Raw genomic sequence first — 25,480 nt, 5'->3', positions numbered from 1 at the left:
TTTAATAAGTGAGACCTTCTTTATGCAGTAACATCTCATACATTTCCCGGATCATCTCGGTGGCTTCGTCCATGTCCAGCTCTAAGGTGTGAGAGTTAAGTAGCGTTCCAATACCGATTAAATAAATCGTCAGTTTTAAGAAAATGCGCTTGAGTTGCTCGTAGGAAATGTCCTGCAATCGCTTGCTGTATCGCATATAAGATGTGGTCAGCTCTTCCCCCAGAAACTGATCAGTATGTGGATGGTATTGCCGATAACCTGATAGATACAAGGCTCTGAACAGCTGCTTCTCGTTTTGCGCAAAATTCAGAAAACCGATGGTCAGGTTCAGAGCAGGAGAATTATCGCTGTCCTTATAATCCAGCATGCTATTACGAGCAAATTCGGCAGCTTTGTCATACACACTTGCTTTCAGCTCTTCAATGTTGTTATAGAGGCTATAGATCGGTTGGGTAGAGCATTGGAGCGTCTGAGCGACGTTTCTCGCAGTGATCGCCTCCAGCCCCTGCTCCCGCACAAGCTCAAATGCGGCAGCTAACACTTTTTCTTGCGTGATCTCGGATCTTGGTGGCATTACATTCTCCCTCCAGCAAAAATAACACCCGTTATATAACTCATGTTATTATTATAAGATTCATGTGTCAAGTATACATGTACGATAAGATCTTCTCCTAAATATCGTGAACTAGTATAACTTTACTGGATGTTAAGTGAATCACAACGTGAATTCAACCGTAATATTAACGTTTTTACGTCTTATATAACAAAAAAAGAGACTGTTTCGAATAATCGAAACAATCTCCTTACGTTCATCAATTTCCCGCGGCTTCGCGAATCTGGTATGTGCACTTCTTGCCGCCCTCTGCGTAACATTCCGTGCGCTCGACATCTGCCTGCAGCAAGGAACGGAAAAGATCCAATTCACAGCGGCAAGCCTGACGATATACGCTCGCTACCTGTACAATGGGGCAGTTCAGCTCTGTTAACACATAAGAACCGTCTTCTTCTCTCGATGCGTCAGCCATGTAGCCATTAGCATTCTGTATGCGTGCCAATTCCTCCACACGCCCGGCCAGATCCTGGCCCTCCATCTGGGGCAATTTGCTCCGAAGCAGCTTGTCGCGCCGACTCTCGAAGAGCGTGTCTACAATGCCTTCACCGGCAGACTCCGTCAGCTCTTCCAGCAATTCAAGCGTAAGCGACGGGTAGGATTTTGGAAAAAAACCATCTCCGCGTGCGGTCAGATGGTACACCGAAGATGGACGTCCAGCTGTGGCCCGAGCCTCCCGGACTTCAATTAGTCCATCCTGCTCCAGTGCCGTCAGGTGACGGCGAATCGCCATGCCGGTCAGTTCAAGTTCGGCCGTCATTTCTCTTGCGGTCATCGTGCCCTGCCGCTTCAGCATGAACAAAATCCGTTCACGCGTCGTCATTTCGTCTTCACGCTTCACGTGCAGCACCTGCTCTCCTGCTTATGCGTGTACCGGCGCTGCCTCCCGGCAGGCATCCGAGCAAAAGCGGTTATGCGTCTCTTCGCAATCCTCACAGCACACATGCTGCAGGTTGCAGGTTGGACAATTAATATATCGGTCATGTGTCGTTCCACAGTGATAACAGCTGGCAATAACGATATCCTCATCTGTCCGGTTAATCGGCACGGAGATACGTTCGTCAAACACGTAGCACTTACCATCGAACAGACGACCTTGTACCTCTGGGTCCTTCCCGTAGGTTACAATGCCGCCTTCCAGCTGCGCCACGTCCTGGAATCCCTCTTTGATCATGAAACCGGTCAGCTTCTCGCAGCGAATGCCGCCAGTGCAGTAGGTAATGATCTTTTTATCCTTCATTTCGCCCAGGTTCTCCCGGATCCACTCCGGAAACTCGCGGAACGACTCAACGTCCGGACGAATGGCTCCGCGGAAATGACCAATTTCGTATTCGTAGTCATTGCGGCCATCAATGACGATAACGTCATCACGTTGCAAATGCTCGTGGAACTCTTTTGGCGAGAGGCGTTTGCCGCTAGTCACGTTCGGGTCCAGTTCTTCGTCCACGCGGAAGGTTACCAGCTCCGCTTTGTGACGAACAAATATTTTTTTGAACGCGTGCTCTTCCACGTCATCAATCTTGAACACCATATCGCTGAACAGCGGATTGGCATGCATGTCCTTCATGTATTGCTCCGTCTGCTCCGGCGTGCCGGATACCGTACCGTTAATACCTTCCGATGCAATCAGAATACGGCCTTTTACACCCAGGTCCTTGCAGTATTGCAGATGTTCTTGCGTAAATGTCTCGGGGTCTTCAATCTTCACGAACTTATAATATAAAAGCACGCGGTACGCGCTGTTACACATGTGTATCACCTGTTCCTATTCCATGTTGATATTGGCCGGATCATCCGACAAGCCTACAACGTTGCAACCTTGCTCATTAAAAAGAAAATAAACAGCCGCCCGAAACATCGTCTCGAACTGCTGCCCAACATACGACTTTTATTCCTGCACTCTAGTTTATCGGAATCAGAAGGGCTTAGTCAATATAAATGTATAGAAAGGGATGAAAGTTATGGAACATTTCAACCATAATTGAGGTGTCTCTGGAAGATATCAAAATTTATTTTAAATTTGAATTAAAATCATATTCAATTTTGCCTTCGTATCCAGTACACTATGCTCATCATTATATGGCTTACCACTGTAAAACACGAAAGTGCAGTGGATGGGGATAAGCATAACGTGAATATATTACATGAGGAAAATGGGGATGAAATTGTGAGTCTACCTTTATTCAAGAAAGTAAGTATCATCTGGTTGGTATTCCTGATTGGACTGAGTGGTCTGTGGAATAATTTCAGTCTAGAACGGGCTAACGCGGCAGCAGTAGAACCCTATCTTGGTGAGATCAAATTATTTCCGTACAATGCAACACCCGAAGGATGGATGCCTGCCAGAGGACAAACCATGTCTATCACTCAGAATACCGCTCTTTACTCTCTGCTTGGAAATAATTTTGGAGGTGATGGAAAAACAACCTTCTCATTGCCCAATCTATCCGGTGCTGCACCTGACGGCACAGGCTATTACATAGCGATAAATGGAATCTTCCCTTCGCGTGATGAGAGCATCTATGGCGCGGGACCATCTGTTCTTGGAGAAGTTCGTCTGTTTCCGTATCAGTTTACCCCACGAGGATTTTTAGCTGCGAATGGCCAAGAGCTCTCCACATCTGCATACAACGACTTATATAAGATGATTGGCACGACCTACGGCGGTGACGGGAATACCTCATTTAAACTTCCGAATTTACCTAAATTACAAAACAATATTAACTATGTCATATCCACGGATCCCACTCAAGGTGCCGAGAATGGGACTGGTAGCGAGTATTCAGGCGAGATCATTCCCATGCTGGTTAGCCTTCCGACAAACCGCTGGATACCAGCCGATGGATCAACACTGACTATCAACCAGAATCAGGTTTTATTTAGTCTACTCGGCACCAAGTTTGGTGGTGATGGCAAGGTGAATTTTAAAGTACCTGATCTCAACCGAAACCAATCAACTCTGGTTTATTATATTGTAAATGGGGGCGAATTCCCCATTCTGGACTTCGGACAGCTGCCGGAAGCAATCGAAGACACCTATACCAGCAACCAAAACTCTGCTTTGGTTGTTCCTGCACCAGGCGTGCTAGCCAATGATAGGGATGCTTCTACTGCTATTTTGACAAGTGGGCCGATGTACGGAACACTCGTTATGAATGCCAACGGCTCGTTTACTTATACTCCGATGACTGATTATGTAGGAACTGACAGTTTCACTTATAGTGCTAACAATGAATGGGGCACCAGTGTTTCGGTGACAGTTTCCATAACTATTGAGCAAACTACAGCTCCAATCATTAGCGGTGTAGTTGAAGGCACAGTGTACAATCAAGCCGTCACACCTAGCTTTAATAGTGGTATGGCGCTGCTGAATGGCGCTGCATTTACAAGTGGCACTACCGTCACGGCAGATGGAGATTATACCCTGACAGTTACCAATAGCATTGGTACAACAACGATTCACTTTACGGTAGATGCCCATCCCCCTGTTGTCACAGGCGTGACCCAGAACGGCGTCTATAACGTTAATCCCGTAATCACCTTTAATGAAGGAACCGCGACCCTCAATGGTTTCCCATTCAATAATGGGGGCACGGTCCAAACCGAAGGAGAGCAAGTCCTGATTGTTACGGATCGTGCAGGCAACACGACAACCATTCAATTTAGCTTTTATGCTCCACGGACGATCCATTTTGTCAGTAATGGCGGTTCGGATGTACCTGAACAATACGTGAATTATGGTGACCAATCTACCAAACCAGCCGATCCAACCAAAGCTGGGCACACGTTCGCTGGATGGTTCACCGATTCAGGTTTAAGTCAGGTTTTTGACTTTGACAATACAGCCGTAACTACCGATCTTACCCTATATGCTAAATGGACGATTAACTCATACACTGTTAACTTCGACTCTAACGGCGGTACGGCGGTCGATGATCAGTCCGTTCCATATAGCGAGTTGGCAACGGCTCCCGATGCCCCAACCAAAGTTGGACACACGTTCGCCGGATGGTTCACCGATTCAGGCTTGAGTCAGCGTTTCGACTTTGACAATACAGCCGTAACTGGCGATCTTACCCTACATGCTAAATGGACGATCAACTCCTACACCATCAACTTTGACTCTAACGGCGGTACGGTGGTTGATGATCAATTGATTCAATACGGTGAGTTGGCAACCACTCCTGCCGATCCAACCAAGGCGGGACACACCTTCGCTGGATGGTTCTCGGATTCCGGTTTGAGTCAGGCTTTTGATTTTAACAACACAACAGTAACTGGCGATATCACCCTGCATGCTAAATGGACGATCAACAATTACACCGTCAACTTTGACTCTAACGGCGGTACAGTGGTTGATGATCAGTCTGTTCCATATAACGAGTTGGTAGCGGCTCCTGATGCCCCAACCAAAGCTGGGCACACCTTCGCCGGATGGTTCACCGATTCAGGCTTGAGTCAGGCTTTTGACTTTGACAACACACCTGTAACTAGAGATCTTACCCTGTTTACGAAATGGACGATCAACTCCTACACCGTTAACTTCAACTCTAATGGCGGTACGGCCGTCGATGACCAGTCCGTTCCATACAGTGAGTTGGCAGCGGCTCCTGCCAATCCAACCAAAGCAGGACACACTTTTGCTGGATGGTTCACCGATTCAGGTTTGAGTCAGGCTTTTGATTTTGACAATACAACTGTAACCAAAGATATCACCCTGTATGCGAAATGGACGATCAACTCCTACACCGTTAACTTCAACTCTAATGGCGGTACGGCGGTTGATGACCAGTCTATTCAATATGGTGAGTTGGCGACCACTACTGCTTCTCCAGCCAAGGCTGGACACACTTTCGCCGGATGGTTCACTGATTCAGGTTTGAGTCAGGCTTTTGACTTTGACAACACAACTGTAACTGGCGATCTTACTCTGTATGCGAAATGGACTCCTGACAAGTACACCATCTCCTTCGATACTCTTGGTGGATCTGCCGTAGATGATGTGTCGGTTGAGCACGGGAATAAGCTTACAGCTCCGGCTTCACCAAGTCGTTCAGGCTACACGTTTAGTGGATGGTACGTCGATCCTGAGTTGAAGACACCGTTCGACTTTGATCAAACGGAGATTATCGCCGATCTTACTTTATATGCGAAATGGAACGTGACTCCTTCTCCACCATCAGGCGGCAGTGGCAATAACGGCGGTGGTTCCGGTAGCCAGAACAGTAACGGATCGAGCAATAATTCCTCGTCACCCAACTCGGCAAACTCATTAACAAACGGCCGTTTAACGCTGGCAGCGGGGCAGGCCGGTCAAGTAAGTTTAGGAAATGGCATGACATTAACTATCCCTGCCGGGGCAATGAATCAGGAACTGAAGATCACCGTTGACCAGGTTGAGAATTCATCCGATCTGCTGACCAATCAAGCCCAGCTGCTCAGTCCGGTATATGAACTACTCAAGAATGTGGCTCAGAATTTCGACAAACCCGTAACCTTAAAGATGGCCTTCGACGGATCAAGCTTGCGAAGCAATCAGCGGGCTGAACTATTTTATTTTGATGAACAAGAAAAGATATGGCTTTCTGCTGGAGAATCCTCTATGGATGGCGATCTGATCCAAGTCGACGTAGATCATTTCACCAAATTTGCTGTATTTGCGGTTGATCAGCCTAACGTCCCAGTGGAAGTCGCATTACATGATATAAAAGGTCACTGGGCGGAAGAGCTCATTCAGCAGGCTGTTCGTGATGGCATCGTGAAGGGCTATGTAGATGGATCGTTTAAACCAAACGCATCCGTTACACGTGCTGAGTTCACAGTAATGCTGATGAATGCACTGCAAACCGATTATGCTGAAGCACCTTTATCATTTACCGACCGCTCAAACATAGCCGCCTGGGCACAGTCTGCCGTAGCCCGTGCCGTGCAGGCAGGATTCATTCAAGGGGACTCGGGCGGTGCCTTCCGTCCGAATGATGCCGTAACCCGTGCAGAAATGGCCGTGATGGTAGCGAATGCCCTGCAATTGAAGGCAGAATCCGGAACCAGCTCAACCTTTGCAGATAACGAACAGATTCCTGTATGGGCGAGAGCAGCGGTTGCTGGAATGCAACAGTCCGGGCTGTTGAATGGTAAGGGATTGAACACCTTTGCTCCAAGAGACAACACGACGCGTGCCGAAGCAGTGAAGCTGCTCATGAGTATGCCAAATTAAATTCCCATAAATAAAGCCTGTGTTCTGGCAGTACCCTCTCTGAACTGTATAAACAGTTGAAGAGGAGCTGCCTCAGAACACGGGCTTTTACTTTTATAAGGAATACGGAAAAGCGCCTCTTCTTGACAAGAAGAAAACCGAGATATAAAATACAAAAAAACAAAGAAAATAAATTATTTTATTTATTTTCCTATCAAACAAACAGAGTTCAAGGAGGCATAACCATGAGTAGAGAACGCATTCTTGATATCACCCGCCATGAAGTGATCCGGAGTGGCTTCCGGTTCAGTATGAATGACTTATCCAAACAACTGGGTATGAGTACCAAGACGGTATATGAATTCTTTCCTTCCAAAGAACACTTGCTCAAAGACTTGCTCGATGCCTCACTGACCGAAATTGTTCAGAAAGAGCAGCAGCTCATGAATGATACATCGCTACCCCTTCCGTCAAAGTTAAGACAAGCCCTTGTCATGATGCCCGACGACCTCGGCATGTTTGATCTCCGGCGTTTGTCTGAATTGCAACGTTATTATCCTGCTGTCTGGAGCCAATTGGATCTCTTTATAACGAACCACTGGGATGAGATCAGACAATTGGTACACACAGGACAGGCATCTGGTGAACTGCGTTCTTTTGATACCGAAGTTTTTGTACAAGTCTATATTGGCGGCTTATACAGGTTGATGGAACAGTCCGCATCGGGATCCTGGAACGGCAGCACCTTATCGGCAGCACTGCAGGAGATGGTCGATATGCTCCTGGAAGGCGTTCTTCCAAAGGAGGGAGCATAATGGCTTGGTTATGGCTCGCTGTAGCCGTTCTATTTGAAGTTGCCGGGACGATCTCCATGAAAATGTCTGAAGGATTAAGTAAACCCGGGCTCGCAGCACTTATGGGTATTTTTTATCTGATTAGTTTTGGGGTCATGAGTCATGCGTTAAAAGAAATTCCAGTCAGTATCGCCTATGCCATATGGTCTGGAGCTGGGATAACCATTCTGGCTGTGGTTGGGCTGTTCGCGTTTCAGGAACCGATGACTTGGCTGAAAGCCGGATCCCTGCTGCTGATTATCCTTGGTGTGGCTGGATTACGTATGGGAAGCACAGAAGCGAAAGTACCGAGTAACGGGTCTCTTCAGCTGGCAGCAGAATACTCACCTTCTATTTTGGCACAGGATGTTTCCCAGCATCATGGTGCTGAATTCCAACCCGATAAGGAGGGGTAACGTTGAGTCGTTCGTTAAAAACCTTATTCCTGCTCACAGATATCGGCTTTATTCTGTATTGGGCGGTGACGTGGGGTTCATGGATTCCTAAGGAATACTTATATCAGGACTATACTAATCCTCTGCTGGTCGCATGGAACCTGTCGTTTCTTCCGCTTGATCTGCTCATTTCCGCTACAGGATTCTATAGTCTGTTCCTTCTTCGCCGTTCGGATCAACGCTCGCGGATGGTCGCCCTTATCTCCCTGGTATTGACCTTCTGTTCCGGGCTCCAAGCGATTGCGTTCTGGTCATTCCGTGGAGAGCTTGATTGGGGCTGGTGGGTTCCCAACCTTTACTTGATGATCTATCCGTTATTCTACATACCGAGACTTCTCCGTAAGGAACAGCCTGCTTCCATCTTTTCAAAAAGTGCATAAGAAAAAAGCCTGGTTCCTCTTGAGAACAGGCTCATTCTTGTATAGTCACCCGTTACTCCGAGATCGTAATAACAGAGGTGACAAAGTGATATGATTCATTCTGCAGCACCGCTTGGGACAGCAGAATCTTGTTGCCTTCCGGACTCCAGGCAAGCGGGTCGGAGATGTCGTCCATGTCGGCCGAAATCTGGAATTGCTCTGCTGATTCCGTATTGGAGACGAACAGCCCTTTCTCATCATCGCTCTCCGAGTTAATTGTGTACGCGATCTTGGAATCATCCCCGGACCAACTGGTCCCGAAGATCTGGGTGCCTCTGGCGAGCGTCGCCTTCTCGTTTCCTTCCAGATCGGTAAGCACCAGCGCCCGTTTCGTATCCGCTGTTTTTTTCACAATGGCCAGCCTGGTTCCATCATTGGACGGAATAACCCACTCCACGCTCTTCAGAACCTGTTTTACATCACCTGTAGTTGTATCATAGGCATTCAATTGTCCGTCTTCACCGGTAATATAGTAGATCATACTGCCCGAGACCCTGACACTGCGCACGTTGAAATTGCCGGTCTTCACCAACACCTTGGTTGTTCCATCAATACTGGCTGAGACGAGGTCTCCCTTCATATTCGGAAAGACAACATGCTCATTATCCAGCCACGCGCCTTCCTGAACGAAACCATCTTCCTTGCCTGCATTCACAGTCTCCCCGTTGTGCAAATTCAAAAAGAAACCTTTGCCTGTCGATTCCTCCGGCTCACGGTAGAACAGGTACTGCCCATCCGGTGAGACCATCGGCGAGCTCAGACTGACTTCGCTCTCCTTGAGCGGTGTATCGGTTCCTTTTGCCAGATCGTACATATATAAGTTATGCGGGTATCTCTCCTGGCCTTCAACCATGACGGGTTTCATCGACGTGTTCTCTTTGTCCGATACGATCCAGTCATCACTTAGCCAGGCCACGCCGCGCATATTGGGTAATTTATCAATTTTCTCGAGTTTGAAGCTCTGATACACCGATGTATTGGTATTGTCTTTTACCGTGATATCTGTGCCCGTTTTCCCACTTCCCGCATTCCCTTCCGGTTCAGTGCTTCCCCCGCAAGCCGCTGCCGACAAGAGAGCGAACGCTCCTAATGCACCCAATGCCGCCTGTTTCCAATTCATCATGGTCCCCCCTGGTTTCTCTGCTATAGACCAAGCATACACATGCCATACTTCCAAAGTTATTCAGACTTGTTTCCAACTTGTAAACTTGAATCGGCGAGCGGGAGAACAAGCTGGAACGTGGTTCCTTCCTCATTATTCACTTCACCCGGCAGCAGGGTGATCGTCCCGCCCTGTTTCTCTACAAATTGCTTCACGAGTGACAGACCGAGTCCGGTTCCACCTGTTTTTCTCGCCCGATCCTTATTGACGGTATAAAAAGGTTCAAAGATCTTCTCTCTTGCCTCTTCCGGAATCGGCAGACCCGAGTTGAAGATGAGAATCACCGCTTCACGCGTCTGTGGCCGCTGCTCGCTCTGTACCCGAATGACGCCGCCAGGCACATTATACTTGATCGCATTATCGAGCAGATTGATGAAGATATGCATGAGGCTCTCCCGATCACTGCGGATAACGGCAGGCTGAATGTCCAGCTCCATGCGAAGCGCAAATTTCTCGGCTTTGCCTCGCATGCGTCCGCAGGCGTCCTCCAGCAGCGCACCCACCTCTACATCCTCCGCTTGATTCTCAAAATCATATTTCTCCAATGCCGATAAATGCAGCACCTTCTCGACCATCTCGTATAACCGTTCCGTTTCCTTGCCAATGTTGCTGGAGGCGTCCTCCAGCAGCTGAGGGTCATCCCGATACATATCAAGCAGTTCCACATAGGCCTTGATCGAGGTGAGCGGCGTTTTGAATTCATGGCTGATATTGCCGATATATTGCTTCTGCTGCTGTTCCAGCGCCTGCAGCTTCTTAATGGCCAGCTGCAGCTTCTCCTGTTCTGCATGCATGTCCGTAATATTTTGCTGAATCGAAGTGCTCATGTAATAAATGCCTTGCCCCAGTTCGCCCAGTTCATCTTTGCGTTTAACAGGGGATTCGGTGATATACTCGCCTTCCCGAATGGAATCCGCTGATTTCTTCAGCTTGGTTATCGCGACGGCGAAGCGATTATAGAACAGGTACCCGAGAATAAAGCTCAATACAACGACGGCAATTCCCGCCCATAGGAACAACTGTAAAATGCGTGCGTAGAATTCATGGTAGCTCTGGACCGAATACTGCATCCATATTGCACCCATCTGACCATCCGGACCATCCAGCGGTGCTGCATAGAGCAGCGTGTCACCCTGTTCACGGTAGGCAATTTTATTTTGCAGAGCATAGTTCAGCGTCTCCTGGATCTCCAGACTCTCACCCGGTGTAATGGACGAGCCTACCTGTGTCCCATTCATGTCATAGAGCGCAATGGGCAATCCTGTGGAGTTCGCCAGCTCCTGGGCCAGCCTGCGGCCATTTTGCTTCAGAAAGGCATCCGTCTCCAGCCGTATGGCTTCCGTATAGTAGGCCTGACGCACATTGAGATTGACCAGACGCGTCTGCTGTGACAGAATGCCCTCGATCTGTGACTGCTGGTTGCGTTCAATCCCTCGCAGGACGAGGGAACTGAGCACCACAACGGTCAAGATGAGCAATGCCGCGAGAAACACGCTGAATTTCAGCTTGATGCTGACCCTCATGCCGAACCGCCAGGTTCAGGAGCTGACGCTTTATAGCCAATGCCGTACACCGTCTGCAGCTTTTGCTGATCTGTATCCCCGATTTTTTTGCGCAAACGCTGAATATGAATATCCACTGTGCGTGTACCTCCTGCGTATTCCATGCCCCATACCCGATCCAGCAGATCATCACGGGTGTACACCCGCTCCGGATTGGACATCAGAATGGTGAGCAGGTCGAACTCCTTGGGCGTCAGATCCAGCTTCTCTTCCTTTACCGTCACCGTTCGGTGAGCCACATGAATGCGCAAGTCCCCATTAACGATGGCCTGATTCTTCTGCTCGTCTGGCGGTGGACTGCTCTTCTCCACCCGGCGCATGAGCGCTTTCACCCGAGCGAGCAGCTCGCGAATTTCGAACGGCTTGGTCATGTAATCATCGGCTCCCATTTCCAGTCCGACGATTTTGTCCACGATGTCATTTTTCACGGTCAGCAAAATAATACCGATATCCTCGCGGTCCTCCAGTCTGCGGCATACGCCGTATCCATCGAGCCTTGGCATCATGACATCCAGAATCATGACCTGCGGATGGAATGACGCCACCTTGACCAGTGCCTCCTCGCCATCATTTGCTGTCTCTACTTCATATCCTTCGCGCCGGAGCGCATAAGCAATGGCACTAACGATGCTTGACTCGTCATCGACCACAAGCACTTTTTTAGTCATCGGATTCATCCTCTTTATTGATGTCATAAATTCATTATTCCTGGATCTATGTTAACAAGGTCTGGCCGGATAATCCATGGAGGACGATATGATTTATACAATAAGCCGTATTCTCTAAGCTTGGACTTCGCCCCACTTTTTTTATACCCGTACAAGGCAAAAAGACCTCACCTGGAAATGGATCGGCCTTCGTCTTCTACCATTTTTAAGCTTACAAGCATGCAAACGATCAAACTATTCTTCAAACGACAAGTTCATCGGCTCGTCCGACATCTCAGCTTCCGTCTCCATATGGGTCAAGGGTGTATTCAGGTCCACTTCCTCGAAGCGGAAGCTGTCCACCCAGACCTTGCCCTTACCGTTCAGGATCACGCCAAACGAGATGATTGCGCTCTCTGCGGGAACATCCAGCACAATGCTGTATTGATTCCAGGGCTGTGTCCCCGTGATCGGCCTGTTATGCATATTATCAAACTGCAGCACGTCCTGGACATGATTATCCACACGCATCCATAATCCGCAGAATGCGTCCACACGATCCGTTTTGACAAAGCCGGACAGCTTCATCCGTTTCCCTACATACTTGTCTGCACGGAATTGCTGCATCATCGTGGCAAACTCATTCGGCTCCATGGGTATTACAGCCTTTAAATACCCCGAGGCCTTCCCATGATGGACTTCGGCAGGGTCAATGCCCATTTCATAATTTTGCGGGTGGCTTCCGGTTAACATCCAGCCTTTGATTGCAGTTGCAGAATTCATCTGTAATTCTCCTCCTCTGGTTTTTCCGGTAAATAGTTTCAGATCGAATACCTTGCGAAAACGACCAGGCGGCATGCCATACATTTTGCGAAAGGCCCGGGTGAATGCTTCCTGACTTTCGAAGCCGCAGGCGAGAGAAATATCCAAAATGCCTGCATCCGTGGAGCGCAGTGCGGTAGAGGCCAAACTCATCCGGCGATGACGAATGTAATCGATAACGGTCATGCCCACCTCATGCCGGAATACCCGGTGATAGTGATACGGCGATAACAAAGCCTCCGACGCCACCTCTTCCAGCCCAATCTCCTCATGCAGATGTGTCTCAATATAGAACAAGCTGTCCTGAATCATCTCCTGATAACGGCTCAAATGGAAATTAGCCCCCTTCCATATCCTTACTATACGTGTTCGCCAAGCGGCCGTTTTGATCATTTTTGCGGAAAATATAAAAAAAGAAGAGCCGGATCAGGGACAACGATGTCCTCGACCGACTCTTACTTGATTGCTGTATATCCAATCGTGGCCAAACAATCAGACTGCTGGAACTGGCTCTGCACCAACCTCGTCCTCATCATGCTCCACCAGTTCATGTTTCTCCCACGCCCGGCTCTTCCAGCGGAAGTACATAATGACCGCACGTGTCCATTCGTCTGCCGCAATGGCAAGCCACACCCCCGCCAGCCCCAGATCAAGCTGGAACACCAGCAGATATCCGAGAGGCAGGCTCATGCATACCATCGAGATCAGCCCCATATACACCGGGAACTTGGCATCCCCTGCCGCACGCAGGGAGCCGATAATGACAATGTTGCAGGTACGCCCGGTTTCTAGCAAAAGACTAAGCAGGAGTACTTGCGCGCCCAGCTTGATAATCTCCGGGTTTTCCGTAAAGATGCTCATTAATGGTACGCGGAAGATAATAATGATCACGTCAATAATAACGGTGGCCAGAAGGGCCCATTTTACACTGTCGAATACCCGTTTGTAGGCCTCATCTTTGCGGCGTGCGCCCACGAGACGACCAACAATGATGGATGTTCCCATGCCGATCGCCATGCTGAACAGATAAATATAGCTGGAGATATTGCCGGCATATTGCTTGGTTGCCATGGCTTCCGCACCAAGATAGGTCACGTACAACGTAAATATGAGCTGGCAGGAATGATACACCATGGATTCCATCGCAGACGGAATGCCGATTCGCAGAATTTTGCCGATAAAATTTTTGGACAATTTAATGTAATAACCGAACTCTACCCGAACCTCACTTACACGGTACAACAGCCAGAAGAAGATCAGCAGGCAGATGAAACGGCTTCCCACCGTCGAGATCGCTGCCCCTTCCACACCCAGCTTGGGCAGGCCGAAATGTCCAAAAATCAGCGCATAGTTACCAATCACGTGGATAACGTTCATAAACACGGAGACGTACATCGTTTCCTTGGTATACCCGTGTGTACGAATGGTTGCAGCCAGCGCATTGATGAGCGCCTGCAGGAAAATCCCGCCCCCAACAATGCTTATATACGAACGGGCGTAATCGTAGATTTCGCCTTGAATATTCAGAAGTGTCAGTAAATGTCCACCAAACACTAGAAAAATAACACTCAGGATCAGCCCAACCATAAGGTTCAGCGTAATCGCATTCCCTGTAACCTGTGCTGCTTCACTCAGTTTTTTGGAACCTATATATTGGGCTACGACAATCGCAGCACCATGTCCGATGACTTCGAGTACAAGAATGGCAATCGAGATAATCTGGTTGGCTGCGCCCACCCCGGAGACTGCATTATCCGATACCGAACTAAGCATGAGCGTATCAACGCTCCCCATCAACATAAACAAGAAGAGTTCCAGGAAAATCGGCCAGGTCAGCCGAATCAGCTTCAGATCCTTGGCATCTGAACGGAGGGACTCTTTGGTCGAGGATATTGCTGTCATTTTCTCACCTTTCTAACGTGGGCTTGATTTCATAGGGTATGTTAGCACAGGTAATTTGAAAATGCAGTAGTTTTGTGAAAATAATTGAAAGATTTTTGAAATACCAGAAAAAGGGATTTATTTGTTTCATAAAACCTGTCTTGCAGTCACCGCCACATTGCTCTGTAGACATCGCCGAGACATAGCAAAACCCTTCTATTAAACGCAGACGATGCGTCTAATAGAAGGGCATTACCGGACCATCATCCTTTGACCGAACCGGCCGCGATCCCTTCGACAATCCGTTCACTCAGCACCAGAAATGCAATCAGGATCGGCAGGATGCTGATCATCAGCGTAGCCCCAATGGCACCCCAATCGGTGGTATACTGCCCAATAAAGTTCTGTACACCAACCGTCAGGGTTTTGTACGCATCCGAGCTAATGAAGGTATTGACGAAAATAAATTCGTTCCAGTCATAGATCATGTTAATGATGGCTGTTGTCGCAATTACGGAAGCGGTCATCGGCAGTACAATGCGGAAGAAGATCCGGTTGACGGAGCAACCGTCCATCACCGCGGCCTCCTCGACCTCTCTCGGAAGTGAATAATAGAATCCAAGCAGGATCATAATCGTGATCGGCATATTAAATGCAATGTAAGACAGAATGACCGATAACGGATGGTCTGTGAGATGCAGTTTCAGGAACAGGCTGAACAATGGGATCAGTGTGGAGTGCACCGGAATCATCAGACCTACCATGAACAACCCCAGCACCAGCGAACGTCCCTTCCAGCGCATCCGTGTGATGGCAAAGGTGACGAGACTGGCAAACTGAACCGTAAACACCACAGAAACCACCGTAATCCATACACTGTTGAAAAAGTATAAGCTGATATTACCTTCCGTCCATACCTTGACATAGTTCTCCCAACGCGGCGTAGCCGGAAGGGCAAAAGGAGCCATGTCAAATACTTCCTGATTATTTTTGAGCGAGAATAACAGCAGCCAGATCAAGGGCAATATCTGAAGCACAGCCACCAGAGACAAGAGCACATACAGCAGCACATATCCAAACCTTCTTAACCATGCTGAGCCTTGGCCTGTCTCCGGATGTACGGGCAGCCGAACAGCCGTATCCGTCTTCACCAGGATAGACCTCCTTTCATTTTACGTTCACGTCAGGAATACTCGATCGTATCTTTGGACGCCGTTGCCTTGCGGAGCAGCCATGTGACCACCAAACAGATCAAGAGCAGGAAAAACCCTACAGCACTGCCGTAACCAAAGTCGAAGCTTCGGAAAGCCTGACGATACATATAGGAGGCCATAACTTCACTGGAGCCATTAGGGCCCCCATCGGTCATCACATAGATGAGGTCAAAATACTTGAGTGAGCCAACCACAGCCAGCACCACGGTTACCTTAATGACTTCCGTGATGAGTGGCAGCTTGATCCGAAAAGCAATCTGCCACGGATTTGCACCATCAATTCGGGCAGCCTCGACCAGAGATTCCGGGATGTTCTTCAGCGCAGCATAATAGATCAGAATATAGAAGCCCGCATACTGCCACAGAATCGGCACGAACAGTGCATACAGCACAAGCGATGGCTCCGCCAGCCAAGCCGGCGGATTGCTGAATCCGACCGCTTCCAGAAAGCTGTTTAATACACCGTTGCTGGGATGATAAATTTTCAGCCATAACTGGGCAATCGCAACAGAAGACAGCAGCATCGGGATCAGATATATTTTGCGAAATAGATTCGCGCCCTTGATCTTGCCTGACAGCACAAGTGCAATCATCAGATAACCAATCAGGCTCAGCGCAGAGAACAAGGCGAGCAAAAAAGTATGATTGGCGCTCTGCCAGAACGTACTGTCCTGAATCAATCTGGCGTAGTTATCCAAACCAATAAACGTCATCGCCCCAATCCCATCCCATTGCATCAAACCGTAATATCCGGTGAGCACAATCGGGATATAGACCAGAACCAGCAGCAGAAGCAGCGCAGGCAGCACATACAGCGCAGCAACCAGACGGTTCGACATGACTTTGTCCAAGACGTGATCCTCCCTTCAAACGTTCAAACCTTCAAATGGTGTAGGTGAGGTGTACATCAGTTGCCTTTATCAATCGCAGCCTGATGATTCTTCACAAAGTCCTCAGGGGTGACCGCTTTGCCAAACAGTGCCTGAATCATGTCCAGGTGCGCCTGAGCAGCAGCAGGTTTCATCTGCACATCTGCAAAGAGTGTCAGGCTGCTCGCCTGATTCAACTCGTTCAGCAGATCGATATAGAGCTGTGGCAGCTGTACTGCCGCCGTATCGACTTTGGTTGCCGGAATGACCCCTGCTTCGGTCACGGAGCTTTCACCCCATTTTTCCACAAAATACTGCACAAACTTCTGCGCTTCTTCCTTCACTTTGGAGTTCTGGGCCACAAACAGGCCTACGCCCGGTCCGCCTACCCAGCTGTTGATGTCTCCGTTGCCGCCGTCAATCGTCGGGAATTTGAAAAATCCAACCTTATCCTTGAATTCCTGTGGAATATCCGGGTTCGTTGTAAAGTTCGGCAGTTCCCACGTTCCCATCAGGTACATGGCAGCCTTCTCATTCATGAATTCGGATTTGCCTTCATCATTGGATAGCCCGTTAAAGCCCTTGTTGAATGCGTTCATATCGACAAGCTTCTGCACTTCTGCCGCAGCCTGGGTCAGGGCAGGATCTTCAAACTTGCCTGATCCACTAATCGCTTTCTCCAGCGCATCCCCGCCTAGACGATTCGCCAGATACATATACCAGAGTGAACCGGTCCAGCGGTCTTTATTCCCGAGTGCAATCGGTACTTCACCGTTCTCGGTCAGCGTCTTCAGCACATTCAGGAATTCATCGTATGTGGCTGGCGGCTGCAAATTATATTTGGCAAAAATCGCTTTGTTGTAATATATAGGTGATATATTCAGCTCAATCGGAAGCGCATAGGTTTTGCCGTCTACCGCGTAAGCCTCTGTCGTTCCGGCGATGAACTTCTCACCAAGGGATCCATTCAGCAGTTCATCAAGAGGCGCAAACAGATTGCCCTTTACATAAGGCTCCAGGAAGCCTGCGGCCCAGGTTACCCCGACATCGGGAAGTTCATTGGATGCGGACAGAATCTTCAGCTTGTTCTTGTATTGTTCATTCTCCAGTACTTCCTGCTTGATCGTCACATTTGGATGATCCGTCTGATACTGCTGGATAATATCATTGACCAGCTTGTTCTGCTGTGCAGAACTGCCGGCCGGCCAGAGATGCATAAATTTCAGCGTGACCTTTCCGTCTGTGGTACCGCCCTCTCCGCCGCCATTACTGCCGGATTCGTTATCTCCACCGGAACCCGTGCTGCTGCACCCCGACAATATGACAGCGAGAACCAGCGTCCATGACAGAAGCATTGCCAGCGTTTTTTTGCTCATAATTCCAGCCCCCAATAGTGGTTTTTCGGTTAATGTAACCGCTTTATCGAAATTGTAGCACGGGCATCATCACGCTATAAGGTCAGGACGATTTGGTAAAACTCCACTATTTTAAGGTGAACTTGTTAACTCTTTTCATTTACGGCATGACGGTATTTGCTTGGACTGAGCCCCTCCAGGCTTTTGAAGACTTTGATAAAATATTTATCGGTCTGGTAGCCAACGCTCTCCGCGATCTCCGAGATGGGCATCGTTGTCTGCACCAGTAATTCCTTGGCCCGCTGTACCCGTTTACGCATGAGATACTCACTAAAATTCAGCCCGACCTGCTCCTTGAACAGCACGCTGAAATAACTGGAGTTCAGATGCAGCGAATCGGCAAGCTCACGCATGGTCATCGGTTCACCCAGATGTGCCTCAATGTATCCCAAAGCCTCGCCAATTGGGGTATTGCCCTGCTGTTCTCTTCGCTCCTTGACCTCGAACAGCTTCGGATCAACCATCTCCTGTATCGTTTGGATGCGCCGCTGCTGTTCGTGGACGTGCAGTGCCTTCTGTACCGTTTGGAGCAGCTGCTCTTTGTCAATCGGCTTGAGCAGATAATCGACCACACCGAGCTTGATCGCCTGGTGGACATAATCAAAGTCCGCATATCCCGACATAATCAGGACAGCCGGCTTGCTGGGAAAATGCTGAATGGCCTCCACCAGCGACAAGCCCGAGAACTCCGGCATGCGAACATCGGTGATCAGCAGATCTGCAGGCTGGCTGGCGAGCCAGTCCCTGGCTTCAACACCGCTTGCGGCCGTCTGAATCCGGTTTCGCCCAGTAGACCAGGCCTCAAGTGTTTTGCGTATGCCTTCTCTTGTACGCGGCTCGTCATCCACAATCAGAATGGTTTTCTCATGAATCATGTGCAGCCCCCGTTTCCCTCGGAATTTCAAAACATATGATGGTCCCTCTCCCTACTTCGCTCTCCACCACAAGTTTGGCTGCATCGCCCAGTTGGCCACCAAAGTAGACTTTCAGCCGGCGATGCACATTGATCAGCCCCACTCCCGTTCCCTTGCTGGACGCAGCAGGCCCGCCGTCCAAAGCCTGAACAATGGAAAGCAGACGTTCCTCATCCATGCCCGGCCCATTATCTTGGACCTTGACGCGTACACGACCTTCTACCGAGGAAGGTTCGACACAGATCTCCACCTTTCCCGGTTTTAACGTATTTTCAATCCCGTGCAGTATGGCGTTTTCCACCAATGGCTGAATCAGCAGCTTCGGGATAGGCACGCTGCGCAGTTCCTCGCTCAGCCTGATCTCCCACTGCATTCTCTCGCCCAGCCGCATCTGCATAATGTTTAAATACCGCTCCGCATGCTCCAGTTCGTCTGCGATCGTGACCCATTCATCCTGATGAGGACCCGGGATGATGTAGCGAAATAACCGGGACATGGCAATAACCCTAATTGCCAGCTCCTCTTCTCCTTTTTCCTCCAAGGACCAATAGAATGCCTCCAGGGTATTAAACAGAAAATGCGGATTAATCTGGGATTGCAGCGCCTTCAGCTCGGCCCGGGATTGCATGACTTCCTTCTCGTGCACCACACGTGTCAATTCGTTCTGCCTGTAAACCATCTGGTTATACACATCATTCAGCTCATTGATCTCCATGGTGGAGCTGACCATCAGATTCGGTCTCATCGCTCCGGGCTGTGCCCCGCGCATGGCCCGCATCAGCCGAATCAACGGACGTGTAATCATGGTGGACAGGAAAAAGGACATTACAAGAAACAGCACCACACCAATGATTCCCGAAACGAGCAGCGCCGTTCTCAGGATCGATACGCCTTCGGTTGTTTCTCCTAGCGGCGTCAGCACAGCAAGTGTCCATCCCGTCAGCTCGGACTTATGGCGAACAACGATATAGGATTCCTCTCCATTCTGAACGACGGACCCACTGTCCAAAATGGCCTTGGGATCAAGGTTAATCTGCAGATTGGAAGTCACCACTTCACCATCGCCGTCCAGCAGCAGGATGGAATCCTGCAAACCCTCTGCCTCATTCGAATCATTCAGTTGAAAAAAACTGCGCTGCATCCGCACCACAACATAGCCCCCATGTTCAAAAGAATGCTCCAGCAAGTTGATTCGACGAATGGCGAGAAGTACACCCGGGTCTTCAGGGTCAGAGCCTGCCCACACTAATCTGCCTTTGCCTTCATCCGCTTGGGTGATCCAGCTGCGCTCCACTCGGAGATCCAGGGATCGGTCATCCATCGGGAATATACGGCTGTATCCGGTTGTATAGATCTCCATACTTTGCGCCCCGTTAATAAAAGATTGATAGCTGCCTGCAATCTGAAGCAGTGCCTGACGTTGATTGAAGGTGGCCGGTTTACCATGCTTCTCGTCACTGAGCAGACGCTGCACATACGAATCATCCGCGACTTGGGCCGTCAAGGAGTTCACCTGTGCAATGAGCGCATCCAATCGACCACTGGCCTGCACTGCAGTCTGATGGATATGTTTCTCGGCATTGCTCTTCAGCAACGCAGCCACCCGGTCATAGGCTGTTACACCTGCGAGCAGCAGAACAATGAGCATCACCATGACGAAACCGACAAAGATCTGATTGCGAAGCGAGTTATAGCGCCCTGGTTTCCCCTGCAACTCTGTCCATTCTCCTTTCTGCATGTAAAAAAACCACCATCCTACTCCCTTGCTCTTGAGATTGAGTACACCGATGCTGGTTTCATTCACTTATTTAATTAAAGCGCTTGCAAAAGACAACGCTCGCTTTCTTTGTTTAATGATTAAACTAACGAATAAAAAATAGCACAGTTTCCCGGGTTAATCAATCCGTTCGAAACGTTCGTAGTGCATCCTTGAAATAAAAAAGAGAGGAGGACTCTTAGGTCCACCTCTCTATATTCACAAAGCTTTATTTTACAGAACCTTGGGTTACCCCGTTAATGATCCACTTCTGAGCAAACAGATAGATGATAATCATCGGCAGCAAGGCCAGCAGGTAGGATGCAAACGCCAGGTTAAAGTCGGTATTGAACTGACCCTGGAAGACGTATTGCACCAGTGGCAGCGTGTACTGTGCCGGATCACTGATAATGATGAGCGGCAGCAGGAAGTCATTGTAGGTGGACAGACATGTCAGAATACCAACCGTAGCACTGATTGGTGCCATAAGCGGGAAAATGATTTTCCAGAATGTGCCCCAGGTTGTTGCTCCATCCACAAAAGCTGCCTCCTCCAGTGCCACCGGAATAGACCGGATATATCCGACATACACGAAGACGTTAAAGGCGAGTCCATACACCGTATGTAATAAGGTCAAGCCAAGCAGGTTCGTCATCTCCAGTGAAGATGTCAGTTTGACAATCGGCAGCATGATGATCGGAAACGGAATGAACATGGCACTGACGAAGTAATAGTACAGCCCTTTGAAAAACTTGCGTTTCTCCATATTGCGTGCGATCGCATAGGCAACCATGGAGTTACTTAGCAGTGTCAAAATGACGGTAGATGCAGTAACGACAGCACTGTTACGGAACGATTGAAAGAAGTTCGTCATGTCGATGGCGCTTGCGAAGTTCTCCCAGTGCAATTCGGTCGGGAAGGCAAATACCGACTGAGCCATTTGCTCCGGATTTTTTAACGCAATCGTAACCGTCATATAGAGCGGAAACAGGATAAACAATGTACCCAGAATAACGAGCAGCATAACGAGCCAGTTGGTGCGTGTACGGCTTCTCATTACAGATCCATCTCCCTTCTTTGCAGGAACCGGATTTGCAGAATCGAAATCACCGCAATAACGATGAAGTAAATAACCGAGTTCGCAGATTGATATGCATATTCTCCACCTTCAAATCCACCCGTATAGATCAGGTGAGAGATGGATTGCGTCGCCCGTCCGGGTCCACCATTGGTCAAGGCAACGATCTGATCGAAGACCATCAGGGAGTTTTTCATAGCCAGTACCATATTAATGGTGAAGAACGGTGCAATCAGCGGGAAGGTAATGCTCCAGAATTCACGCCATTTGCCTGCACCGTCGAGGTTGGATGCCTCGTACAGCGTTGTTGGTATCGTTTGCAGTCCGGCCAGATACAGAATCGTATTGAGTGCTACCGATTGCCATACGGCTACGATAACGATCCCGATCCATGCCAAACTTTCGCTACCAAGTATGTTCGTGGATAGCGCGTTGATGCCTAGATTTTGCCCCCAGATCGGGAATACATTGGAGAACAGGTAGTTAAATATGTAACCTACAATCAATACGCTCAAAATATTGGGCAGGAAGTAGATGCTGCGGAAAAAGTTACGGAACTTGATCTTGGCATTCAGCCCGAGAGCGATAAGCAGGCTCAGAATATTGGTGAGAATGGTCACCACAATCGCAAACTTGAATGTAAACCAGTAGGCATTGCCGACATTATCATCCTGAAACAGGTTGAAATAGTTTTTGAAACCGACGAAATCATAGCTTTTCCCAAAACCGTTATAGTTCGTAAAGGAATAATAAATCCCCTGAAGAGCCGGCAGCGTCATAAACACGAAGAACAATACCACCGCCGGAACCGTCATCCAGTAATAGGGTGCCATACGTTTGTTCATACTCCATCCTCCTTCGGACAAGGCTTAACGCCGGTTCGCAACCTTGTCCCATTCTTTGTCGAGTGTATCCAGATAGTTGTCGATGTCTTTGTTCTGCAAAAAGGACTGTACGATGGAATTCAGCTGCACCGCAGCCGGAATATAGTGATCGGCAAAATCAATAACTTTGCCCTGCTCGATATATGGCGTCAGCTCCTGCACCGCAGGGTCGTCTTGCTCCACACCTTCGACTGCTGCAAATAACGTTTGCTCTTCAATGTATTTCCCGATACTTTCGGGTTCCAGCAGGAATGCGATAAACTCTTCAGCCTGTTCCCGGTTTGGCGTATCTGCCGAGATCGTAAACAGGGAGTCGATGCCGTTCACCAGCTTGATCACACTTGGATCATTTCCGGTCGGGAACGGGAAGAAGCCGATATCCACATTCGGATTGGCTTTGCGAATCTCGGAGATCGCCCAGGTTCCCTGGATATACATAAATGCTTCGCCGTTGGCAAAGGCCCGGTTACCGTCGGAATAGGCCTTACCGAAGTTATCGCCATGACCGTAATTCATCAGTTCAAGCTGTTTCTCTGCCACTTCGCGATATTTATCCTTGAAGGTCACCTTGTTCTCGCGACGATCCAGATAGAAATTGATACCAACCAAGTTAGGTCCAAGAGCATTGAACGGCAGATTCGTCTGCCAGTCATCCTTGTACGTGAAGTAAAACGGAATTTTACCCGCGTCCTTGATCTTTTGAGCAGTAGCAATCAACTCGTCCCATGTCTTGGGAACGTCGAGTCCCATTTCCTTAAACAGCGTTTTGTTGTACATGATGCCGTTTGCATTTGTTGCGTAAGGAATACCTGTCACTTCCTCCATGCCTGTGACATCCTTCAGCATTTGTATGTAATTCGGATCTATCGTCTTGGTCAGCGAGCTGTCCGTCAGATCAGCGAAAATTTCACTTTGGGCCAGTATCGAATATGTATCGGTTGCACCCATGGCCATAATATCAGGCACATCGTTTTTGACTACGCGAGTCTTCAACACCGTCTCCGCATCTGGCGGATTCACCTGAGTGACCTGTATATCGGAGTGCTCCGCATTGAATGTCTTGATCAATTCGTCAAAGGTTCCTTTGGCTTCGGGTTTGTTCTGGAAGAATTCGATTTGCACTTTGCCGCTTGCGCTCTCCCCGCTTGTACAAGAAGATAGGAGCACAGCCATTAATCCACATAGCAACATTGTCCCGAGTGCCTTGGTAAGCGATGTTCTCATGTTGTACCTCCCTCAGCATTATATAAGTAAAGATATACCCATTAAATTGGTGGAATAACCATTTGGTTAATTCCCCCACGCGGAGCCTTACATAAGGGCGGGCTATTCAACCCTTTATTATTTCTAAAACGGTTTCGATAAAAATGAATCACGGCGTTATTTTCCAGCACTGCTTGCTGCACAACAAAAAGAAGGACATCGGCCTATATCCCAATGTCCTTCTTTTTTCCATTGTGCGTGATTGCACCACTTGATTATTATCGCATTACTAACGTTCAATTTTGGGCAAGGCATTGCGCGATCGCTTGGCCCGGTAGCTCTTCAATGCACGGATTAACATTCCGATCACCAAGAGTATCACCCCAATGTTAATCGCTACATCAGCCAGGTTGAGAATGCCCCGGCCAGATGGAAATACTAGAAAATCCGTTACTTTTGCAAATACAAAACGGTCGATTGCATTTCCCAAAGCTCCACCGACCATGAAGCCTGCTCCTGCCTGCATCCAGAAACCGCGAATTTCACCTTTTCTCCGATAATACAGAATGCCGGCAATGAACAGAATGGCGACAACGCCGAACAGACGCGCATTTCCCTGGAACATGCTTCCCGCCATCCCGCTATTCTCATAATGCTGCAGCTGCATGCCCGAGTCACCGAGTCTCATCATGTCGCCGACTTCCATATACATTCTCACGGCCAGTTTGGTACCCTGATCCACCAGCGTTACCAGCAGTGCTATAAAATAAAACAGCATATTGTCTCTCCTCCTGCCCAACTCGTTTTGCCCTATGCTATGTAAACCTGTGGAATGTCCAAAGTTACGTTCCCTTCACTTTACCACAGCCGAAGTCGTGTCTCCAAATGGGCTCCGGTGAAAGGCAGATTTAGAGCCAAACGATAACCCAGCCTGCATCCGGGAGGCACCACCCTACCCTATGTCGAATGTAGATATGAACTACACATGAAAAGGGGCTGCCTGTAAATTGAACCTGACGATGACAGAGAGATTAAAAGAAATGCAGCAGGAAGAAAAGGACTTGGTATTCCGTACATTTGACTCTGAACTGGCCCTACAGCTTGGACTCCATCTGATCGAGGAGGCGAAACGTCGTTCACAAGCCGTAACCGTCGACATTACCCTCCGTGGACATCGCCTTTTCCTGCATGCCATGGAAGGCACTCATCCGGACAACGAGGATTGGATCCGGCGTAAAAACAACGTGGTAAACCACTTCTCCTCCAGTTCATGGCATACCGCTCTGCGGCTGCGCAGCGAGAATAAAACGCTTGAGCAGGATTTCAGCCTGCCTTCCACTGACTTTGTACTGGCTGGTGGTGCCTTTCCATTGATTGTGGAGGGTCAGGGACAGATCGGAACAATTACGGTATCGGGTCTGCCCGATGAGGAAGACCACGACCTGGTCACCACTGGAATCCGTTCATTTTTGCTGCAGCAAGGCTAACGAAATGTAACAAGAATAGCCCACCTGGTCATTGCGGACCCAGGTGGGCTTGCCGTGTTTAGATCATTCCTTG

The 25,480-nt window shown here is 48.8% G+C and carries 22 protein-coding genes; 5 read left to right on the top strand and 17 right to left on the bottom strand.

What is annotated here, in order from left to right; translation table 11 throughout:
• Nucleotide 1 precedes the first annotated feature (1 nt).
• The 3 genes from AC3WQ3_RS01425 to trhO all read right to left on the bottom strand — a co-directional run bounded on the left by AC3WQ3_RS01425 (nucleotide 2) and on the right by trhO (nucleotide 2,360).
• Complete coding sequence (locus AC3WQ3_RS01425; RefSeq protein ID WP_492471237.1) at nucleotides 2-574, bottom strand: TetR/AcrR family transcriptional regulator; 573 nt, start codon at nucleotides 572-574, stop codon at nucleotides 2-4.
• Nucleotides 575-812: 238 nt separating this feature from the next.
• Nucleotides 813-1,451 (bottom strand): helix-turn-helix transcriptional regulator, encoded by a 639-nt coding sequence (locus AC3WQ3_RS01420; protein ID WP_095291272.1) that lies wholly within the window; start codon nucleotides 1,449-1,451, stop codon nucleotides 813-815.
• Nucleotides 1,452-1,472: 21 nt separating this feature from the next.
• A complete protein-coding gene (gene trhO, locus AC3WQ3_RS01415) occupies nucleotides 1,473-2,360 on the bottom strand; it encodes an oxygen-dependent tRNA uridine(34) hydroxylase TrhO (RefSeq protein ID WP_492471236.1) in 888 nt (295 codons plus the stop codon).
• Nucleotides 2,361-2,741: 381 nt separating this feature from the next.
• Between trhO and AC3WQ3_RS01410 the strand changes: the two genes are divergently transcribed.
• From AC3WQ3_RS01410 to AC3WQ3_RS01395, 4 genes are all read left to right on the top strand, one after another.
• Nucleotides 2,742-6,827 (top strand): InlB B-repeat-containing protein, encoded by a 4,086-nt coding sequence (locus tag AC3WQ3_RS01410; RefSeq protein ID WP_492471235.1) that lies wholly within the window; start codon nucleotides 2,742-2,744, stop codon nucleotides 6,825-6,827.
• 224 nt (nucleotides 6,828-7,051) lie between these two features.
• Nucleotides 7,052-7,621, top strand: a complete 570-nt coding sequence (locus AC3WQ3_RS01405) for a TetR/AcrR family transcriptional regulator (RefSeq protein ID WP_492471234.1) — start codon at nucleotides 7,052-7,054, stop codon at nucleotides 7,619-7,621.
• Nucleotides 7,621-8,055, top strand: a complete 435-nt coding sequence (locus AC3WQ3_RS01400; protein ID WP_492471233.1) for a DMT family transporter — start codon at nucleotides 7,621-7,623, stop codon at nucleotides 8,053-8,055. Before AC3WQ3_RS01405 ends, AC3WQ3_RS01400 begins: the two co-directional genes overlap by 1 nt.
• Before the next feature lie 2 nt (nucleotides 8,056-8,057).
• Nucleotides 8,058-8,474 (top strand): YvaD family protein, encoded by a 417-nt coding sequence (locus tag AC3WQ3_RS01395; RefSeq protein WP_127537419.1) that lies wholly within the window; start codon nucleotides 8,058-8,060, stop codon nucleotides 8,472-8,474.
• Between the two features lie 52 nt (nucleotides 8,475-8,526).
• On the opposite strand, the gene AC3WQ3_RS01390 is transcribed toward AC3WQ3_RS01395, so the two are convergent.
• From AC3WQ3_RS01390 to lspA, 14 genes are all read right to left on the bottom strand, one after another.
• A complete protein-coding gene (locus AC3WQ3_RS01390; protein ID WP_492471232.1) occupies nucleotides 8,527-9,633 on the bottom strand; it encodes a hypothetical protein in 1,107 nt (368 codons plus the stop codon).
• A 59-nt stretch (nucleotides 9,634-9,692) separates the two neighbouring features.
• Nucleotides 9,693-11,198 carry a sensor histidine kinase gene (locus AC3WQ3_RS01385; protein WP_492471231.1) on the bottom strand — a complete coding sequence of 502 codons (1,506 nt, stop codon included), beginning with the start codon at nucleotides 11,196-11,198 and terminating at the stop codon, nucleotides 9,693-9,695.
• Entirely contained in the window at nucleotides 11,195-11,905 is a 711-nt protein-coding gene (locus AC3WQ3_RS01380; protein WP_110758457.1) for a response regulator transcription factor, read from the bottom strand. The genes AC3WQ3_RS01385 and AC3WQ3_RS01380 overlap by 4 nt, the downstream gene beginning before the upstream one ends.
• A gap of 234 nt (nucleotides 11,906-12,139) precedes the next feature.
• On the bottom strand, nucleotides 12,140-13,036 hold the full coding sequence (locus tag AC3WQ3_RS01375) for a helix-turn-helix transcriptional regulator (RefSeq protein WP_492471230.1): 897 nt from the start codon (nucleotides 13,034-13,036) through the stop codon (nucleotides 12,140-12,142).
• 162 nt (nucleotides 13,037-13,198) lie between these two features.
• Nucleotides 13,199-14,608, bottom strand: coding sequence for an MATE family efflux transporter (locus AC3WQ3_RS01370; protein ID WP_095290892.1), 1,410 nt, complete (start codon nucleotides 14,606-14,608; stop codon nucleotides 13,199-13,201).
• A gap of 242 nt (nucleotides 14,609-14,850) precedes the next feature.
• Complete coding sequence (locus AC3WQ3_RS01365) at nucleotides 14,851-15,714, bottom strand: carbohydrate ABC transporter permease (RefSeq protein ID WP_492471401.1); 864 nt, start codon at nucleotides 15,712-15,714, stop codon at nucleotides 14,851-14,853.
• Between the two features lie 56 nt (nucleotides 15,715-15,770).
• Nucleotides 15,771-16,652 (bottom strand): carbohydrate ABC transporter permease, encoded by an 882-nt coding sequence (locus AC3WQ3_RS01360; RefSeq protein ID WP_492471229.1) that lies wholly within the window; start codon nucleotides 16,650-16,652, stop codon nucleotides 15,771-15,773.
• A gap of 56 nt (nucleotides 16,653-16,708) precedes the next feature.
• A complete protein-coding gene (locus tag AC3WQ3_RS01355) occupies nucleotides 16,709-18,046 on the bottom strand; it encodes an extracellular solute-binding protein (RefSeq protein ID WP_492471228.1) in 1,338 nt (445 codons plus the stop codon).
• Nucleotides 18,047-18,171: 125 nt separating this feature from the next.
• Nucleotides 18,172-18,960, bottom strand: coding sequence for a response regulator (locus tag AC3WQ3_RS01350; protein ID WP_492471227.1), 789 nt, complete (start codon nucleotides 18,958-18,960; stop codon nucleotides 18,172-18,174).
• On the bottom strand, nucleotides 18,950-20,737 hold the full coding sequence (locus AC3WQ3_RS01345; RefSeq protein WP_492471226.1) for a cache domain-containing sensor histidine kinase: 1,788 nt from the start codon (nucleotides 20,735-20,737) through the stop codon (nucleotides 18,950-18,952). Before AC3WQ3_RS01345 ends, AC3WQ3_RS01350 begins: the two co-directional genes overlap by 11 nt.
• Before the next feature lie 247 nt (nucleotides 20,738-20,984).
• Entirely contained in the window at nucleotides 20,985-21,812 is an 828-nt protein-coding gene (locus AC3WQ3_RS01340; RefSeq protein ID WP_127537426.1) for a carbohydrate ABC transporter permease, read from the bottom strand.
• Nucleotides 21,812-22,678 (bottom strand): carbohydrate ABC transporter permease, encoded by an 867-nt coding sequence (locus AC3WQ3_RS01335; RefSeq protein WP_492471225.1) that lies wholly within the window; start codon nucleotides 22,676-22,678, stop codon nucleotides 21,812-21,814. Before AC3WQ3_RS01335 ends, AC3WQ3_RS01340 begins: the two co-directional genes overlap by 1 nt.
• Before the next feature lie 24 nt (nucleotides 22,679-22,702).
• Complete coding sequence (locus AC3WQ3_RS01330) at nucleotides 22,703-23,908, bottom strand: ABC transporter substrate-binding protein (RefSeq protein WP_492471400.1); 1,206 nt, start codon at nucleotides 23,906-23,908, stop codon at nucleotides 22,703-22,705.
• Nucleotides 23,909-24,209: 301 nt separating this feature from the next.
• A complete protein-coding gene (gene lspA, locus AC3WQ3_RS01325) occupies nucleotides 24,210-24,698 on the bottom strand; it encodes a signal peptidase II (RefSeq protein ID WP_154894585.1) in 489 nt (162 codons plus the stop codon).
• A 241-nt stretch (nucleotides 24,699-24,939) separates the two neighbouring features.
• On the opposite strand from lspA, the gene AC3WQ3_RS01320 reads away from it, so the two are divergent.
• Entirely contained in the window at nucleotides 24,940-25,407 is a 468-nt protein-coding gene (locus AC3WQ3_RS01320; protein ID WP_154895025.1) for a heme-degrading domain-containing protein, read from the top strand.
• Nucleotides 25,408-25,480: the final 73 nt, after the last annotated feature.

The organism is Paenibacillus sp. FW104-T2 (genome assembly GCF_058789975.1).
Note: the sequence above shows the minus strand (reverse complement) of the source record. Positions and strands in the feature narration are given on the sequence as shown.

Excerpts from the sequence above, each read along its gene's own strand:
- AC3WQ3_RS01425 (WP_492471237.1), bottom strand. The coding sequence starts at position 574 with ATGCCACCAAGATCCGAGATCACGCAAGAAAAAGTGTTAGCTGCCGCA.
- trhO (WP_492471236.1), bottom strand. The coding sequence starts at position 2,360 with ATGTGTAACAGCGCGTACCGCGTGCTTTTATATTATAAGTTCGTGAAG.
- AC3WQ3_RS01405 (WP_492471234.1), top strand. The coding sequence starts at position 7,052 with ATGAGTAGAGAACGCATTCTTGATATCACCCGCCATGAAGTGATCCGG.
- AC3WQ3_RS01400 (WP_492471233.1), top strand. The coding sequence starts at position 7,621 with ATGGCTTGGTTATGGCTCGCTGTAGCCGTTCTATTTGAAGTTGCCGGG.
- AC3WQ3_RS01390 (WP_492471232.1), bottom strand. The coding sequence starts at position 9,633 with ATGAATTGGAAACAGGCGGCATTGGGTGCATTAGGAGCGTTCGCTCTC.
- AC3WQ3_RS01385 (WP_492471231.1), bottom strand. The coding sequence starts at position 11,198 with ATGAGGGTCAGCATCAAGCTGAAATTCAGCGTGTTTCTCGCGGCATTG.
- AC3WQ3_RS01380 (WP_110758457.1), bottom strand. The coding sequence starts at position 11,905 with ATGACTAAAAAAGTGCTTGTGGTCGATGACGAGTCAAGCATCGTTAGT.
- AC3WQ3_RS01370 (WP_095290892.1), bottom strand. The coding sequence starts at position 14,608 with ATGACAGCAATATCCTCGACCAAAGAGTCCCTCCGTTCAGATGCCAAG.
- AC3WQ3_RS01355 (WP_492471228.1), bottom strand. The coding sequence starts at position 18,046 with ATGAGCAAAAAAACGCTGGCAATGCTTCTGTCATGGACGCTGGTTCTC.
- AC3WQ3_RS01350 (WP_492471227.1), bottom strand. The coding sequence starts at position 18,960 with ATGATTCATGAGAAAACCATTCTGATTGTGGATGACGAGCCGCGTACA.
- AC3WQ3_RS01345 (WP_492471226.1), bottom strand. The coding sequence starts at position 20,737 with ATGCAGAAAGGAGAATGGACAGAGTTGCAGGGGAAACCAGGGCGCTAT.
- AC3WQ3_RS01340 (WP_127537426.1), bottom strand. The coding sequence starts at position 21,812 with ATGAGAAGCCGTACACGCACCAACTGGCTCGTTATGCTGCTCGTTATT.
- AC3WQ3_RS01335 (WP_492471225.1), bottom strand. The coding sequence starts at position 22,678 with ATGAACAAACGTATGGCACCCTATTACTGGATGACGGTTCCGGCGGTG.
- AC3WQ3_RS01330 (WP_492471400.1), bottom strand. The coding sequence starts at position 23,908 with ATGTTGCTATGTGGATTAATGGCTGTGCTCCTATCTTCTTGTACAAGC.
- lspA (WP_154894585.1), bottom strand. The coding sequence starts at position 24,698 with ATGCTGTTTTATTTTATAGCACTGCTGGTAACGCTGGTGGATCAGGGT.
- AC3WQ3_RS01320 (WP_154895025.1), top strand. The coding sequence starts at position 24,940 with ATGACAGAGAGATTAAAAGAAATGCAGCAGGAAGAAAAGGACTTGGTA.